Raw genomic sequence first — 14,195 nt, forward strand, 5'->3', positions numbered from 1 at the left:
GGAGGCTTTCATATGATTTTTTTATTTGCGGTATATTTTGTTTTTATTATGACATTGTTAATGACGTTTTTTCTTTCTAAAAGATCATATGAGAAGCCGTTTATTAAATATATACCAGCGTTCATATTGCTTATTTTGGCTTTCATTTCTTCTATTACGTTTGTATTTAATAACGGAATGGGAGAACTTATGATAGCAATCTTCTTAGGCGTTACAGTAATAGCGAACTTTCTCTTACTTCTTGCATTGAAAGTAGTTCGTGTAATTGTTACAAAAGGAAAGTAGCGCATCGGAATTCGACGCGCTACTTTTTATCTACGCTTCTTTTTAATAAATGAAAAGGCTAAAGCTGTAATTAAAATACTGCCTTTAATGATATCTTGTGCATAATAAGGAACGTTCATCATTGTGAGGCCATTTAATATGATCCCAATTAATACGGAACCAAGAAATGTTCCGATGACATTTGGTTTCTTGGCACCGAACATTGCGTAACCGATATAGGCAGCTGCAACTGCATCCATTAACAATGGGGCGCCAGCTGAAACTTGTCCTGTTCCAACACGGCTACATAAAATAATACCACCAATAGAGGCAAGTAAACCGCTAATCATATAAGCATATACACGGTAACGATCAGTAGGGATACCGGCTAGTCTAGCAGCTTCTCGATTCCCACCTGTCATATAAAAGAAACGACCGTACGTTGTTTTTTCTAAAAATAAATATGCAATCAAAACGACGCTAAGCATGATAATGACAGGGACTGGGATTCCTAAAACAGAGCCCTGACCGATAAATAAAAAGGATGGAATAAAATGTCCTGTGGCACCAGACATTCCTTCATAAATAGAAGATCCTTTTGAGAATGTTAAGTGTAGTCCATTCACGATATACATGATACTTAATGTAGCTAGTAAATCTGGTAGCTTAATTCGGATAACGAGTAGTGCATTTAATAATCCAACTAATAGTCCACAAAGAATAGGAATAAGGAGTGTGACTATTAGTTCTTGTCGATATAAAACGAGACAAGAAGCCGCGGTAATTGTGGCTAAACTAGCGGTAGAGCCGACTGATAAATCAAATCCATCTACAATTAATGTAAAGGTAACGCCAATTGCGAGTAACGTTACAATAGAAATAGAACGTAAAATATCACTAATATTGTTGTAGGTTAAAAAAGAATCGTTGGCGATAGAGAAAAAAATTGTAACACCTATAATGATAGCAATCGTGCTAAATTGATAAAAAAGATGGGTAGGTAAATATAACTTCTTAGTTTTATGAATGAGATTCAATGGAAAAGCTCCCTTCAGATAAATGTAAAAGCTGTTCAGGAGATAGGTCATTCGGCAAGTACTCACCTACAAATTCGCCGTTTGCTAGTATGAGAATACGATCGGCGATATGTAGCGCTTCATCTTGTTCTCCTGTGAAATAAATTACGGAATTTCCGCCATCTGTAATGTTGCGAATGGATTGAAAAATGTCTTGTTTCGCAGCGACGTCTACACCTTTAGTTGGCTCGTCCAAAAGAAATAGATTAGGTTTGAATCCATTCCACTTTGCAATCGAGACTTTTTGCTGGTTTCCACCGCTAAGTGAATGAATAAAGGCTTTTGGATCATTTGGTGAGATGCCGAAAGTAGTAATTGCCGCAGTAGCATTATTTAATTCGGTTTGTTTTCGTCTCCAACCTGATTGGTGTAAATTTGTGTGACTTATAATGTCTTCCGAAAGAAATACGCCTTGTTTTCTTCTTTCTTCTGGTACAAGTGCAATTTTCGCTTTAATCGCATCCCGCGGTGTTTTAATCGCTATATTTTGACCGTCGATTTCTGCTTGATAAGTATGACGGGCACCAAATAAAGTTTCAGCAAGTGTTGTTTTTCCGCTTCCAATTAATCCGTATATCACAACAGTTTCTCCTTTTCGTACTGTAAGAGAAAGCGGAGGATGGTCTTTATGTAATTGAAGTTCTTGTACTTTCAATATTTCTTCGCTCCCGAGTTTTGGTGTTGTATTAATAGGAAGTGTAAGTTGTTTTCCAGTCATTGCTTCAACAATTTGTTGATCCGTAATCGTTGTAATGGCTTTAGAAAGTGCAACTTTACCTTTATATAAAACAGTTACTTCATCCGCAAATTTTCGAATCTCTGATAAACGATGAGAAATCAGGATGATGCCAATTCCTTTTGATGTTAAATCTTTTAATAGTTTCCCAAAGGTTTCGACTTCTTTTGGTCCAAGAGAAGAAGTTGGCTCATCTAATAAAAGATAATTTGTATTGTTAGATAGAGCTCTTGCGATGAGAAGTAATTGTTTTTCATGTAATGAGCAGTTTGAAACATCTTCAAGAATATTTAAGTCGGCCTGTACAGCTTGCAAGTATTGTTTAGCGAGTGCCACTAATTTTGATTTTGAAAATAGTGCTTTATTTTGCATTGCTAAATGATCGATTAGTACATTTTCTAATACAGATAATCCAGGAATAAGTCCGTGATCCACTTCTTGTGTTACGAAAGAAATACCATGCTTTTTTGCATCGCGTGGTGAAGTAAAGGAAATAGACTGATTATCAATTTTTATATTCCCAGCAACTGGTTGAATTTCACCAGTTGCTATTTTTAGTAAAGTACTTTTTCCTGCACCATTCATTCCTAGTAAAGCGTGAACTTTTCCTTTTTGTATGTTAATAGAAACATTTTCTAGTACAGGGGTAGAGATGTGATAAGAATATGTAATGTTTTGAAGAGAGAATGTCATCATTTTTTCTCCTTCTCTAATTTTTTCATCCAAGGTGAATATGCATCTTTCGAGTCTCCCCAACCGTTTATATGTTTTGATAATTGATCCATCGTTATATTTTCTTGTGGCAAACTATTTTTCTTTACTAAATAAGGTTCTAGTGAATAAATATCGGGCGTTTGTTCACCAGCGATTTTCTTGTATAAGAAACGCACTTGAACTTTACCGACTTCAGCTGGATCGGTTGCAGCCGTAGCAGTCCAAGGTGAATTTTCTTTTTGCATGAGTTGTAAATCTTCATTACTTAAGTCAATGCTGTATACTTTTATATCTGTACGACCAGCTTGTTCGAGTGCTTTGACGGCCCCCTTAGCAAACTCATCCCACGAAGCGAAAATAGCTTGTAAATCACCTTTTTTCGGATATTTTTTTAGTAAAGCCTCTACTTGTGTTTGCGTATCAAGTGGTGTGTTATTACTAGCGGTACCAAAGCGTGCAACTTCTTTTATATTTGGATAACGTTTATAAAAAGCATCAATGATAACATTGCGACGTTCCATTGGAGCAAATCCGCCAACCCATACGACGGCGATATTCCCTTGTCCATTCAGATCTTCCGCTAACGTTTTTAATGATTTCCATGCAAGACTATAGTCATCTTGATCAATAATCGTTACGCCTGGTAAGCGTAGGTCGTTATCAAATGCAACTACAGGAATATTCGCTTGTAATGCTTTTTCTACTCCGGGTTTTAGTGCTTCAGAGCGACCGTGATCAATTAAAATACCATCAACTTTTGAATTAATAGCAGTATCTAGATTTGCTGCCATTTTTGCTAAATCATTATCAGAATTGTAGACTTGCACACTGCCGCCGAATAGCTCGACTTGTTTTTTGACACCCTCAATATATTGAGAGGAAAAAGTTCCGATGGACATTTGCATAATTAATGCGATTTTTAATGGGTTTTTTACTTGGCTTGGAATTTCTGTTTGTAAATGATTTGCTGCTGTAGTAGCTTCTTTCTTCACCGTTTGTTGCTTTTGTGAAGAGATAGCATCTTGTTCATTTGTGCAAGCTGTTAATGCGAGTAAGAGAATAATGAGTACGGTGGAACATAATTTTTTCATAAAAAAATCCCTCCTAAATTAAGAAAAGAGAGGAGGGAGTGAAAATAAAAACGTCTTTTCATATAGAAAAGACGTCTTATCATATTACTCTTATCTTTCAACACAATGTGTTGTAAGAATTAGCACCGTGCCCATAAATGGGTCGGTTGCCGGGCTTCGTAGGGCTCATCCCTCCACCTGCTCTTGATAAGACATCGAATATTTAACTATTTCGAATTATTCCATAAGTGTATGCTGTTGTCAAATGTTTTTTTGTAAATAAAAAATCCCTCACAACGAGGGATTTTAATGTGGTAAGAAAACTAATTGATAAGCGAACAAGATCCCGAATAAATACACAAGTGGGTGAACAGCACGGAATTGTCCTTTTGCCACTTTCATAAGTGGGTATGAAATAAATCCAAGTGCAATACCTGTTGAGATACTTGATGTAAGTGGCATGCTTAAGATTACTAAAAATGCTGGGAATGCTTCATCGAATGTATCCCAATCGATGTGGCGAACTGAGCCCATCATAAGACTACCAACGATAATTAGTGATGGTGCTGTAATAGCTGAAACGCCAGAAACAGCGCTCACTAACGGTCCGAAGAATGCTGCTAATGCAAATAGAACAGCTACTGTAACAGTTGTTAAACCAGTACGGCCACCAGCTGCAACACCAGCAGATGATTCAATGTAAGCTGTTGATGGTGTTGTTCCGAACATAGCTCCAATTGTTGCTGAGAATGAGTCAGATAGAAGAGCTCGTCCTGCTTTTGGAAGCTTTCCATCTTTCATAAATCCACCTTGTTGTGCAACGCCAAGTAGTGTACCTGTTGTATCGAATAGTGTAACAAGGAAGAATGAGAACACAACGCCGTATAATCCGTAGTTAATTACATCAGATACAGCAGTAATTGGATTTGAAACGATAATTCCTTCTGGTAATCCAGGCATTGATGTAACGCCGCTTGAAAATATTAATTGACCTGTGAAGTAAGCAATAATACCAGTTAATAACATTCCGATAAATAGTGCCCCGTTTATATTTAAAGACATAAGGATAATTGTAATTCCAAGGCCAGCTAATGCTAGTAGAACTGGAGCAGAGTGAAGATCGCCAAGCCCAACTAAGTTTGCATCATTTTTTGTAACAATTCCCGTTAAGCGCAAACCGATAAAAGCAATAAAAAGACCGATACCAGCAGTAAGTGCATGTTTTAAGTTCTCAGGAATTACTTCCATTAATTTCGTACGGAAAGATGTGAATGATAACAAAATTAAAATCATACCTGCTACGAATACAGCAGAAAATGCAATTGCGAAAGTCATGCCTTCATGGGCTTTTACAACAGAATAAGAGAAGTAAGCATTTAATCCCATACCTGGTGCAATTGCGATTGGTAAATTAGTAAAGATCGCCATAAATAATGTTCCGACAACAGCAGCGATAATTGTAGCTGTAAATGCTTGTTCAAACGGAACACCTGCATCCCCAAGGATGACAGGGTTTACGACAATGATATATGCCATTGTTAAAAAGGTAATAATACCTGCCATAATTTCAGTTTTAATAGAAGTTTTATGTTTTGAAAGGTTAAACATATAAACATCCTTTCTTTTTACGAATAATTTTCACAACAGTTATATATAATATTCGTTTTTTAACTATTTTGCAATAGTTTTGCATAAAAACTTTAGAACAACTCATATTTTATGTCGTAAATTCGAATATTAATCGTAAAACTGTGTGTGAATTGCGGTTCTTTAATGTGTAAGTAGTTTTTTTTATTGTGCGCATTATAAGGAGAAAGGAGTTGAAGGAAGTTATGCCGCAGCAAAAAAACTTTTTAACAATGCCAGCACAACATCAAAATAAACAACCTGGTATTGAATCGTTAATGAATCCTCTTCCAAAGTTCGAAGATCCAAGTTATAAAGGAAGTGAAAAGTTAAAAGGAAAGAATGTATTAATTACAGGAGGAGATAGCGGGATTGGAAGAGCTGTTTCTATCGCTTTTGCAAAAGAGGGAGCAAATATTGCGATTGCTTATTTAGATGAGGACGAAGATGCAACTGAGACGAAACAACTTGTGGAAAAAGAAGGCGTGAATTGTGTATTATTGCCGGGAGATTTGAGTAATGAACAACATTGTAAAGAGATTGTAGAAGAGACCGCCCGGCAGCTAGGGGGGCTAAATGTTCTTGTGAATAACGTCGCACAGCAATATCCGCAGCAAGGACTAGAGTATATTACAGCGGAACAGCTAGAAAAAACGTTCCGTATTAATATTTTTTCTTATTTTCATGTTGCAAAAGCAGCCCTCTCTCATTTAAAGCAAGGGGATGTAATTATAAACACGGCATCTATCGTTGCGTATGAAGGAAATGAAACGTTGATCGACTATTCTGCAACGAAAGGAGCAATTGTCGCTTTTACAAGATCGTTATCTCAGTCGTTAGTACAAAAAGGAATTCGTGTAAATGGTGTTGCACCAGGCCCAATTTGGACACCGCTTATTCCATCCAGTTTTGATGAGAAAAAAGTATCACAGTTTGGGAGCAATGTTCCTATGCAAAGGCCTGGTCAGCCGTATGAATTAGCGCCTGCATATGTATATTTAGCGTCTAGTGATTCGGCATATGTAACGGGACAGATGATGCATGTAAATGGTGGAGTAATTGTGAATGGATAGTTTTCATTTATAAGAGCAAAGTAAAGCTAATTGCATTTATCCCGCTATTTGCGGGCAGTAAGATTCCTACCTCAAAATTCGGCGAATGCAAGGAAGTTAGGTGGGAGATACCTGCCCGTAAATGCCCGATTGGTGAAGGCTAATATTCAGTAGGGGATGGACAAACCCTCCCACCGAGTAAAGTTTCACTTTATTATGATGTTAGTGCTAGGGAGGATTTAGATGAAGAAAGTATGGTTTATCGTAATCCTATTTTTCTGCCTGCCAGCTAGCGTTTTTGCTAATACAGATCATTTAATATTAGTTAACCTTACGACGAATCAGCTGTCTTTTTTTGAAGATGGAAACTATACTAGAACATTTCCGATAACGACAGGAAGAGATAGCACCCCGACGCCTGAAGGGAATTTTTGTATTATAACTAAATATAAAAATAAAGAATACCATCGTAAAAAAATAGCTGGAGGTGCTCCGAATAACCCTCTCGGTACGAGGTGGCTAGGTCTAGATAAAAAGGAATATGCAATTCACGGGACAAATCGGGAAGGAACGATTGGAAGCCGGGAGTCGAATGGTTGTATTCGCATGCACGATCGGGACATACAATGGTTATACGACCGGGTACAATTACAGACGAAAGTAATTATTTCTCGTTTTCATACGAGTCCCGAATATGAAGCATATAAGCTAGGTTATCGTGTTGTGAGCTGGAATGGTCGTAAAGTAGAAGAAGAACAAATTGGAATGCTTACGTTAGTAGATCGTGTAAATATATATTGGCAAGAACCAAATGGACAATTGACGAAAGTAAAAACAGTATTGCCAAATGAAAGATACACAGTGTATTCCAAACGAAAAGATGGAACCTATTATATAGGAAACAATTTGTATATTGTAGATGAAACAGGAGAAAAAATTCGTTATGAACAATTACCTTATTCGATTTTAAGTAACCTATATAAACGGAAATATAATGTCCCGTAATAGCTACCGTAAATAGACGGTAGCTTATTTGTGATGAAGTTTAGTTGGTTTTAATGATTTCATACCAATTGCGCGCCTGTAAATAGTGAGATGAAAAAATTGAAACAGCAACTATTATGTTTTGCTGAATATAATACAGTACAGACTGGGGGGCGGTCACATTATGAAAAGTGAATTTGCATTTAAAATTTTCTTAATCACGACTTGTTTATTTATCGTGTATTTATATGCGTTACTCGTCTTTTCCTTTTATGTTCCATATATTGATTTAATATTGTTCGTCGGATTTATTTGGGCATTTGTTAAAGCGAGGGAAGGGGAGAAGAGTGTATATCGACGCATTACTTTATGCGGGACGGTCCTTCTCGTTATTTTGTACTTTTTTATGATGCATGATGTTTGGAGAGGAATGTAAAAAAGCATACGACTAATCGTATGCTTTTACGTTTAATATTTCGGTTTAAATGTATGACAACACGTTTCTACACTCGTTGTTACAGAACTTTCAAGCGTCTCGTTTGTTAAAGTAGCGTTTGTATATGAACTGTTTTCAATTTGACCTGCTTCTTGTGCATCAGGTTGAACAACGATTGCACTTGCTTGACAAAGGTTACCTTGTCCCCAAAATGAGCAATTGGAAACAGAGCATTTCACTTCTGGCATAAAACCCCCTCCTTATACATTAGTGTGGGAGTTTACACGCATTTCATGTATAGAAGGAGTTTCCTTTTCTTATTATTTTTTCGTTTGCTCAAGCCACTCTTTTAATTTGTCTTCCGGTTGTTCGCCGCTAATACGGCTCACTTCTTTACCATCTTTAAAATGAATGATTGTTGGAGTTCCTTTAATTTTATATTCATCCCAAGGAGCATCTAATTTTTCAATATCCATAACTTTCATATCAACATTCAAGTCTTTAGCCATTGGTACTACGATAGGAGATAGCTTTTGACAATGAACGCAAGATGTTTGATAAAAGTATACTGTTTCTTCTTTTTTCTCTTTTAAATTCTTTTGGAGATCTGAAAGAGAGATTTTATTTGTATAGTAGTCAGGGCCATTTGTCTTACTATCAGTAGCATTATCAATTTTTTGGCTTGTTGAAGCATTTTTTTCTTCCATTTGTGTTACAGCGAAAATTGCTGCAAACAAGGCGATAATAATACCGCCAAATATAAGCATTTTTTTCATTCTTTCATCTCCTTATTTGTTTTTAATTACGATGAAGCTACAAACAGCGATTGTGATAAAGCCGATAAGTGCTAAAAACGGGATTGTCACAAAGCCGAACCAGTTTATGTATTCTCCCGTACAAGGTACGCGGCCGCAAGCTGCCCCAGCAGCTGAAAATGCTGCGATTTTTTGAATTGCATAGTGATATAAAGAAATACAAGCACCAATACTTGCGATTGGTAAAGAATAACTTGCAATGCGATAGTCTTTCTTTACTACAGCGATACCGAGCCATAAAACAAATGGATACATAAAAATACGTTGATACCAACAAAGGACACAAGGCTCAAATTTCATAATTTCGGAAAAGTATAGACTTCCTAATGTAGCAATAAACGAAGCTCCCCATGCAGTAAGTAAAGCATATTCTTGCTTTTTTTCTCGTCCCATATTTTATACCTCACTTATAATAGTTACATACTAAATTATAGTATGAAGTAGTAGGGAAAAGAAAGAAAAAATATGTTTATCAATAAAAGTTTTATGAGGAGAAACATTTATTGATATGAACATTTTAAAAAGCGCCATTCTCATAAAGAGAATAGCGCTATATTTTACATTTGAATTTGCTCTACTTCTTCTACATGTGACTTTTGGGATGCGTGGTCAATATATTGAAATAGGAGCTGCAATTGTTTATCAACTTCTGGTAGTTCTTTACTGTATTGATAAGCGTGTAAAAAATGCTCAATACGCTTAGAAAATAATTGATCGTTCGTTTGAACCATGAGAACGAGTAATTTATCCCAATTACAGCAATACGTGTAATAGAGAGCTTTATCATAGTCGTTATATGTTTGCACTGTGTACCCTCCTTACCGAGGAGTTATATATAGTGTGTGACAAGTAAGGAGAAATACACTTGAAAGAATTTGTTAAGAAAAAAGGTGAATGAAAAGAGAAAAATGAGGGATTTCCTCGTTTTTATGCTTTTGGCATTGGCGTAGGTGTTGGCTTGCCATAGCCTTCTTTGTATTTATTGTCGATATAGTTACGAATTTCGAGCGTTGATTTTCCTTTTTGTTTCATAGAAGCCGATTCAACCGCGATTTCTAGGCAGTTGACACAAGTTGTTGCGTGGGAATCCCAAACAACTTCACCATTCTTTTTAATTTCACGAATAAAGCAGTTTTTATTGTTTTTATGTCCTACACTCTCACCGCAACCGCAGTAACATGGAATCCAATCTAATAGCTCTGCATTTTGTCCAGCGACAGTGTAGATATCTTTCATTTGCGGATCAAGCTTGTCTAGAAAGGTAGGGAGTGTGTCGACTCCTTTTGTTTTTTCTTGAATATCAGCTTGCTGAGTGTGCGTGGCATGATCATGTTCTTCTTTTGATTCAGAAGATTTTTTGTCATTTGTACTAGTACTCCCGCATCCAGCAAGAATTAGGCTCAGTACTGCAAGTAAAGAAAATACATACTTTTTCATTCGCTTGTCCCCTTTACAAATGTATTAACCAAATTGTATCAAATATCATGGTGTGTCGGGTGAAGATTTTTTCGACTGATATTTGAAGCGCCATCGTAGTGAATGGAATAGAAATAAAATTGGGATATAAGCGTATACAATATATAAACCAGCTTGAGACAGTACTGTATTTAATGTATTAATACTTTCACGGTTTGTGAAAAATAAGGATGAAATAAATATAGCTGCAATAAAAAATGGAAGTGTAATTTTAAATGGTACATGAAAAGACCTTTTACTAATGCAACAAGAAGACCAAATTGTTAAACAAAGATTAGGTAAAATAATAAGATACCATATGAAAATAATGATGTACTCAAACCTTTGGATAAAAGGAATCTTTATAATTTTTAGCATTGTTAATGTTGGCCAAATTGTATGATGTAGTTGTCCTTGGCTATAGTACATAAGGGAAACGATGGCTAGTATTACGTATAGAATTGTTGTAAAAGCAATACCACCATGCGCCCATTTATTTAATGATTTTTCTTTTTTTATAAATGGATAAAAAACAAGAATTGCTTCAAATCCAAGAAATTCTAATGCAGATGATTTCGCTGCAGTTAGAATTTCTAAAGGTGAATGAGTTAGAATTGGGAGAATGTTACGGACATGCGCGTATTTCATTGGGAAAACTAAGAAAAATAGGACGAAAATCGGTATTACGACGCCCCAAAAACACATTCCTGTTACAGAGCGAAAACCACCTTTAATTACGTAGTAAGTCACAAGTAAAAATAATAAAGTTAATTTCCACGGTTTAATTGTAGGGAAGACCCAAACTTGAATGACTTCAATATATGTACGAAGGACAGTAAGGCAAAATAATAGAAGGTATGCAGCAAAGCATACGGACAAAAATGTTCCAGTCCACTTTCCGAAACATGTCGTATGAATATTCATTAAATCATTATCTTTTTCTAACATTTTAAGCATGCAAAATAGCACGATATGAGTTGCAATGCCCGCAACAATAAGAGAAATCCAAGAATCATAACCGGCATATTGTGCAATAATCCTTTGGTAACCTAACACACCTACTCCAATTTGAAGGGAGTGTAATAGAAGAAATGTGAAATAAGGGGAAACAGTATGTGTTTTATCTTGTCCAGCCATTACAGCACCTCACTATTCTCCGATACCAGATTGTACGACATTAATTTTCACATTAACTGCAACGTCTACGCTAGGATACATTTCTTGAATTTGTTTCATGCTCCATTTTCTTGAGTGACTACGAATTTCTTCACGTATACCGATTGGATCGATTTCTTTTTCTTGGAATTGTTTTATTAATTCGTTTAAATGTTTTTCAAGTGTCTTTTCTACATGTTTTTTTACGTAAGTTACATTTTCGCTCTTTGATAAATCAAGCCAGTCAGGGGCATTTTTTATAAGTCCATTTAATTTCAGTCGAATGTGAACTTTCGGAATGTCACCGGCTTCGGAAAGGGAACAAACACTATTTCCAGATAAGTTTTGGGTTGCGATTAAGCCTTTATGTTTACCTTGACGTATCGGAACTTCGTAACGTCCATTGTTAGTTGGATTAATGAGTAATTTAAATAAAAAAGATCCTGTTTTATCTGTATACATAGCTACTTTATCCTTTTTTAAAAAAGCGAGTCCTTTAATGGAAGCAGACTTGTCTTCTGCAACTTGAATGTAAGGAAGAAATGGATCGCAGCCAGATGAATAAAAATCATATAGAAAAATATTTAAGGCCATCCGAGGGATTGTCTCCGTTTCTATATTTTGCTCCAATAAATCAGATAGATATAGCGATCCATTTGTTTTGACATGTTTAAGTAATTCTTCTGTTGAACCGTCTACAAGCGCTAGCTGCACATCTCGGCCAATGTTAGGGTCACGTTGTAAGTTGTTAATAATATCTCCGATTCCACGTTCACCGAATGATTTTCCAAATAGGACAACGCGCATTTGACCTACAGCAATCGTATGTGGTGATTTTGCGTTTAGAAGTGAAGAGATTGTTTCAATGGTACCAGCGGTAGTGGATTGAGTTTCTGGTTTTGATTGCACTCCTTTTGTGTAATCTGGATAGAGAATCGTCCCACGAAATTTCTTCTCTTTCGTTATATCGAATCCACCCACATGAATAATCCGCTGTGTATCTACTATGTTAGATTGTGTACAGCCGGATAGAAAAATTAAAATGATAATGGAAGAGCGTAATAAAATATTTTTCATTTTTCCTCACCGTCGCGTTTTTCTTTCGCTTGGTTTGGATCATAGCGCCATTTCTTCTTTGGTCTTAGAAAAGAAGCCCGTCCTGCAGTTTGACTAAATGGAAGACGAAGGAGCCCTTCAGCTGTACCTAACCCGCGAAATGGATATAAAGGTAATAAATAAGGTGATCCAAGTGATTTTAAGCGAATTAAATGAGCTAATATGAATACAAATCCGACGATTAGCCCTACACCTCCAAATGCTCCAGCTAAAATGATGAGGGGAAATCGTAATATCCGGATAGTGGAAGACATTTTTACTGTTGGTGTTGTAAAAGAAGCAAGCGCAGATAACGCAACCGCAATTAATAAAATAGTACTCGTTAAAGCAGCCTCAACAGATGCTTGGCCAATGACAATCCCCCCAACAATACCAATCGTTTGACCAACTTTAGTCGGTAAACGAGCTCCAGCCTCGCGCAGTAATTCGATTGTAATTTCTAAAAAAAGTGCCTCTAAAACAGGTGGGAATGGTACATTGGCTCGGGAATAAATAATTGGTCCAAGTAAATCTGCGGGAATCATTTGATAGTGATACGTTAATACAGCTGTATAAATAGCTGATGAAAATAGAGAGAATGCTGCTCCGAAAAAACGAACCAATCTAAGAAATGAGCCTGCTATCCATGGTAAATAATAATCTTCTGGAGATACGAAAAAATCGAGTAATGTCGCCGGTCCAGCTAATGCATAGGGTGAACCATCTGTTAAAATGACAACACCACCATTAATGAGTGCATAAACAGAACGATCTAAGCGCTCTGTAGGTAGTAAAACAGGGAAGGGAGAGTTACTATTATCGCTAATAAATTGTTCGATCATAGTCGCATCGAAAGGAACATCAAAGTCAATGCCTTGTAGGCGCTGCATCGCAGTATTGACGTGCTGATCATTTGTAATGCCTTCGATGTAAGCAACTATGACCTTTGTTTTTGATATAGAGCCAACTACAACTTCTTTGAAAACTAATTGCTCCGTTACAATACTTCGGCGAAGTAAGTGTGTATTTGTATCAATATTTTCAACGAATCCGACTTTGGGACCGATTACACTATATTCATTTTCTGTATCGTTATATAATCTTGTACCTAAAGCTAAACTTTCAGCGCGAAGAAGTGCATATTCGGCTGCTTTGGAATTAACTTTTAGCTGCAAAAGTACATATCCACCTAACAGTTTTTCACGGATATCATCAATAGAAGGATTGGTGATAATCTCCTCAAGTGTGACGATATTTGCTATGTCACTTATATTTTGAATGTGATCTAATTCTTTTTTGATAGGTGTTAAAATGAATCGATTAATAATAAGTGATTCTACTGTAGATTTATAATAAAACAAACATAATGTCCCATCGTCTACTACGTTATAAGAAACGAAATCACTAGATTCTTTCATCGTGTGGATAAACTCGGGAATGGAACAGATTGTTTTTTTATTCTTTTTAGATGTTGAACGAAACATTTTCTCACCCCTGACATGCACCATTTACTTGTGTTAGTTTTTGGGAAAGACGGGAATTTATACTTGAAAACTGAAAGTTCATAAAGTGAAACTTTAATCAGTGGGATTTTGTTCATTCCCCACTGATTATTAGCCCGCACCAATCGGGCTTTTACGGGCAGCCCGACTCCCACCTAACCTCTTTGCTCCAGCAGAATTTTGAGGTGGGAGTTTTACTGCCCAGAAATAGCGGG

At 36.4% G+C, this 14,195-nt stretch carries 16 protein-coding genes and 1 riboswitch; of the genes, 4 read left to right on the forward strand and 12 right to left on the reverse strand.

Annotated features, from left to right (window positions below; translation table 11 throughout):
- Positions 1-12 precede the first annotated feature (12 nt).
- Positions 13-285: a sugar ABC transporter ATPase gene (locus AC1DKZ_RS21915; protein ID WP_476997024.1), complete on the forward strand. Its 273-nt coding sequence runs from the start codon at positions 13-15 to the stop codon at positions 283-285.
- 26 nt (positions 286-311) lie between these two features.
- Here the strand turns inward: AC1DKZ_RS21915 and AC1DKZ_RS21920 are convergent, their stop codons facing one another.
- From AC1DKZ_RS21920 to AC1DKZ_RS21935, 4 genes are all read right to left on the reverse strand, one after another.
- Entirely contained in the window at positions 312-1,301 is a 990-nt protein-coding gene (locus tag AC1DKZ_RS21920; RefSeq protein ID WP_476997025.1) for an ABC transporter permease, read from the reverse strand.
- Complete coding sequence (locus tag AC1DKZ_RS21925; protein ID WP_476997026.1) at positions 1,285-2,772, reverse strand: sugar ABC transporter ATP-binding protein; 1,488 nt, start codon at positions 2,770-2,772, stop codon at positions 1,285-1,287. The genes AC1DKZ_RS21920 and AC1DKZ_RS21925 overlap by 17 nt, the downstream gene beginning before the upstream one ends.
- Positions 2,769-3,881, reverse strand: a complete 1,113-nt coding sequence (locus tag AC1DKZ_RS21930) for a sugar ABC transporter substrate-binding protein (RefSeq protein ID WP_002134502.1) — start codon at positions 3,879-3,881, stop codon at positions 2,769-2,771. Before AC1DKZ_RS21930 ends, AC1DKZ_RS21925 begins: the two co-directional genes overlap by 4 nt.
- A gap of 87 nt (positions 3,882-3,968) precedes the next feature.
- Positions 3,969-4,074, reverse strand: a riboswitch (SAM riboswitch).
- Positions 4,075-4,166: 92 nt separating this feature from the next.
- The gene (locus tag AC1DKZ_RS21935) at positions 4,167-5,468 is read right to left on the reverse strand and encodes an NCS2 family permease (protein WP_476997027.1); all 1,302 of its coding nucleotides are present in this window, start codon (positions 5,466-5,468) and stop codon (positions 4,167-4,169) included.
- 224 nt (positions 5,469-5,692) lie between these two features.
- On the opposite strand from AC1DKZ_RS21935, the gene AC1DKZ_RS21940 reads away from it, so the two are divergent.
- The 3 genes from AC1DKZ_RS21940 (at position 5,693) to AC1DKZ_RS21950 (ending at position 7,958) form a co-directional block, all read left to right on the forward strand.
- On the forward strand, positions 5,693-6,559 hold the full coding sequence (locus tag AC1DKZ_RS21940) for an SDR family oxidoreductase (protein ID WP_476997071.1): 867 nt from the start codon (positions 5,693-5,695) through the stop codon (positions 6,557-6,559).
- 222 nt (positions 6,560-6,781) lie between these two features.
- A complete protein-coding gene (locus AC1DKZ_RS21945; RefSeq protein WP_476997028.1) occupies positions 6,782-7,543 on the forward strand; it encodes a L,D-transpeptidase in 762 nt (253 codons plus the stop codon).
- Between the two features lie 163 nt (positions 7,544-7,706).
- Complete coding sequence (locus AC1DKZ_RS21950; protein WP_002029881.1) at positions 7,707-7,958, forward strand: hypothetical protein; 252 nt, start codon at positions 7,707-7,709, stop codon at positions 7,956-7,958.
- A gap of 32 nt (positions 7,959-7,990) precedes the next feature.
- On the opposite strand, the gene AC1DKZ_RS21955 is transcribed toward AC1DKZ_RS21950, so the two are convergent.
- The 8 genes from AC1DKZ_RS21955 to AC1DKZ_RS21990 all read right to left on the reverse strand — a co-directional run bounded on the left by AC1DKZ_RS21955 (position 7,991) and on the right by AC1DKZ_RS21990 (position 13,962).
- Entirely contained in the window at positions 7,991-8,206 is a 216-nt protein-coding gene (locus AC1DKZ_RS21955) for a DUF1540 domain-containing protein (protein WP_002029883.1), read from the reverse strand.
- Positions 8,207-8,278: 72 nt separating this feature from the next.
- Positions 8,279-8,734 (reverse strand): thioredoxin family protein, encoded by a 456-nt coding sequence (locus tag AC1DKZ_RS21960; protein WP_016093295.1) that lies wholly within the window; start codon positions 8,732-8,734, stop codon positions 8,279-8,281.
- Between the two features lie 12 nt (positions 8,735-8,746).
- Positions 8,747-9,166: a disulfide formation protein C gene (locus tag AC1DKZ_RS21965; protein WP_000532269.1), complete on the reverse strand. Its 420-nt coding sequence runs from the start codon at positions 9,164-9,166 to the stop codon at positions 8,747-8,749.
- 164 nt (positions 9,167-9,330) lie between these two features.
- Entirely contained in the window at positions 9,331-9,579 is a 249-nt protein-coding gene (locus tag AC1DKZ_RS21970; protein ID WP_001195459.1) for a YhdB family protein, read from the reverse strand.
- Between the two features lie 121 nt (positions 9,580-9,700).
- Positions 9,701-10,210, reverse strand: a complete 510-nt coding sequence (locus AC1DKZ_RS21975; RefSeq protein WP_002134510.1) for a PCYCGC domain-containing protein — start codon at positions 10,208-10,210, stop codon at positions 9,701-9,703.
- A 45-nt stretch (positions 10,211-10,255) separates the two neighbouring features.
- Positions 10,256-11,365, reverse strand: coding sequence for a GerAB/ArcD/ProY family transporter (locus tag AC1DKZ_RS21980; RefSeq protein WP_476997029.1), 1,110 nt, complete (start codon positions 11,363-11,365; stop codon positions 10,256-10,258).
- A gap of 12 nt (positions 11,366-11,377) precedes the next feature.
- Positions 11,378-12,460 carry a spore germination protein GerYC gene (gene gerYC / locus AC1DKZ_RS21985; RefSeq protein WP_242248996.1) on the reverse strand — a complete coding sequence of 361 codons (1,083 nt, stop codon included), beginning with the start codon at positions 12,458-12,460 and terminating at the stop codon, positions 11,378-11,380.
- A complete protein-coding gene (locus AC1DKZ_RS21990) occupies positions 12,457-13,962 on the reverse strand; it encodes a spore germination protein (RefSeq protein ID WP_242248997.1) in 1,506 nt (501 codons plus the stop codon). Before AC1DKZ_RS21990 ends, gerYC begins: the two co-directional genes overlap by 4 nt.
- Positions 13,963-14,195 lie beyond the last annotated feature (233 nt).

The sequence above is a fragment of the Bacillus sp. 05T21 genome, assembly GCF_056396785.1.

What these genes read in the sequence shown, in the direction of transcription:
- AC1DKZ_RS21975 (WP_002134510.1), bottom strand. Translation starts at nt 10,210, where the DNA reads ATGAAAAAGTATGTATTTTCTTTACTTGCAGTACTGAGCCTAATTCTT.
- AC1DKZ_RS21935 (WP_476997027.1), bottom strand. Translation starts at nt 5,468, where the DNA reads ATGTTTAACCTTTCAAAACATAAAACTTCTATTAAAACTGAAATTATG.
- AC1DKZ_RS21940 (WP_476997071.1), top strand. Translation starts at nt 5,693, where the DNA reads ATGCCGCAGCAAAAAAACTTTTTAACAATGCCAGCACAACATCAAAAT.
- AC1DKZ_RS21915 (WP_476997024.1), top strand. Translation starts at nt 13, where the DNA reads ATGATTTTTTTATTTGCGGTATATTTTGTTTTTATTATGACATTGTTA.
- AC1DKZ_RS21930 (WP_002134502.1), bottom strand. Translation starts at nt 3,881, where the DNA reads ATGAAAAAATTATGTTCCACCGTACTCATTATTCTCTTACTCGCATTA.
- AC1DKZ_RS21990 (WP_242248997.1), bottom strand. Translation starts at nt 13,962, where the DNA reads ATGTTTCGTTCAACATCTAAAAAGAATAAAAAAACAATCTGTTCCATT.
- AC1DKZ_RS21945 (WP_476997028.1), top strand. Translation starts at nt 6,782, where the DNA reads ATGAAGAAAGTATGGTTTATCGTAATCCTATTTTTCTGCCTGCCAGCT.
- AC1DKZ_RS21980 (WP_476997029.1), bottom strand. Translation starts at nt 11,365, where the DNA reads ATGGCTGGACAAGATAAAACACATACTGTTTCCCCTTATTTCACATTT.
- AC1DKZ_RS21955 (WP_002029883.1), bottom strand. Translation starts at nt 8,206, where the DNA reads ATGCCAGAAGTGAAATGCTCTGTTTCCAATTGCTCATTTTGGGGACAA.
- gerYC (WP_242248996.1), bottom strand. Translation starts at nt 12,460, where the DNA reads ATGAAAAATATTTTATTACGCTCTTCCATTATCATTTTAATTTTTCTA.
- AC1DKZ_RS21950 (WP_002029881.1), top strand. Translation starts at nt 7,707, where the DNA reads ATGAAAAGTGAATTTGCATTTAAAATTTTCTTAATCACGACTTGTTTA.
- AC1DKZ_RS21925 (WP_476997026.1), bottom strand. Translation starts at nt 2,772, where the DNA reads ATGATGACATTCTCTCTTCAAAACATTACATATTCTTATCACATCTCT.
- AC1DKZ_RS21960 (WP_016093295.1), bottom strand. Translation starts at nt 8,734, where the DNA reads ATGAAAAAAATGCTTATATTTGGCGGTATTATTATCGCCTTGTTTGCA.
- AC1DKZ_RS21965 (WP_000532269.1), bottom strand. Translation starts at nt 9,166, where the DNA reads ATGGGACGAGAAAAAAAGCAAGAATATGCTTTACTTACTGCATGGGGA.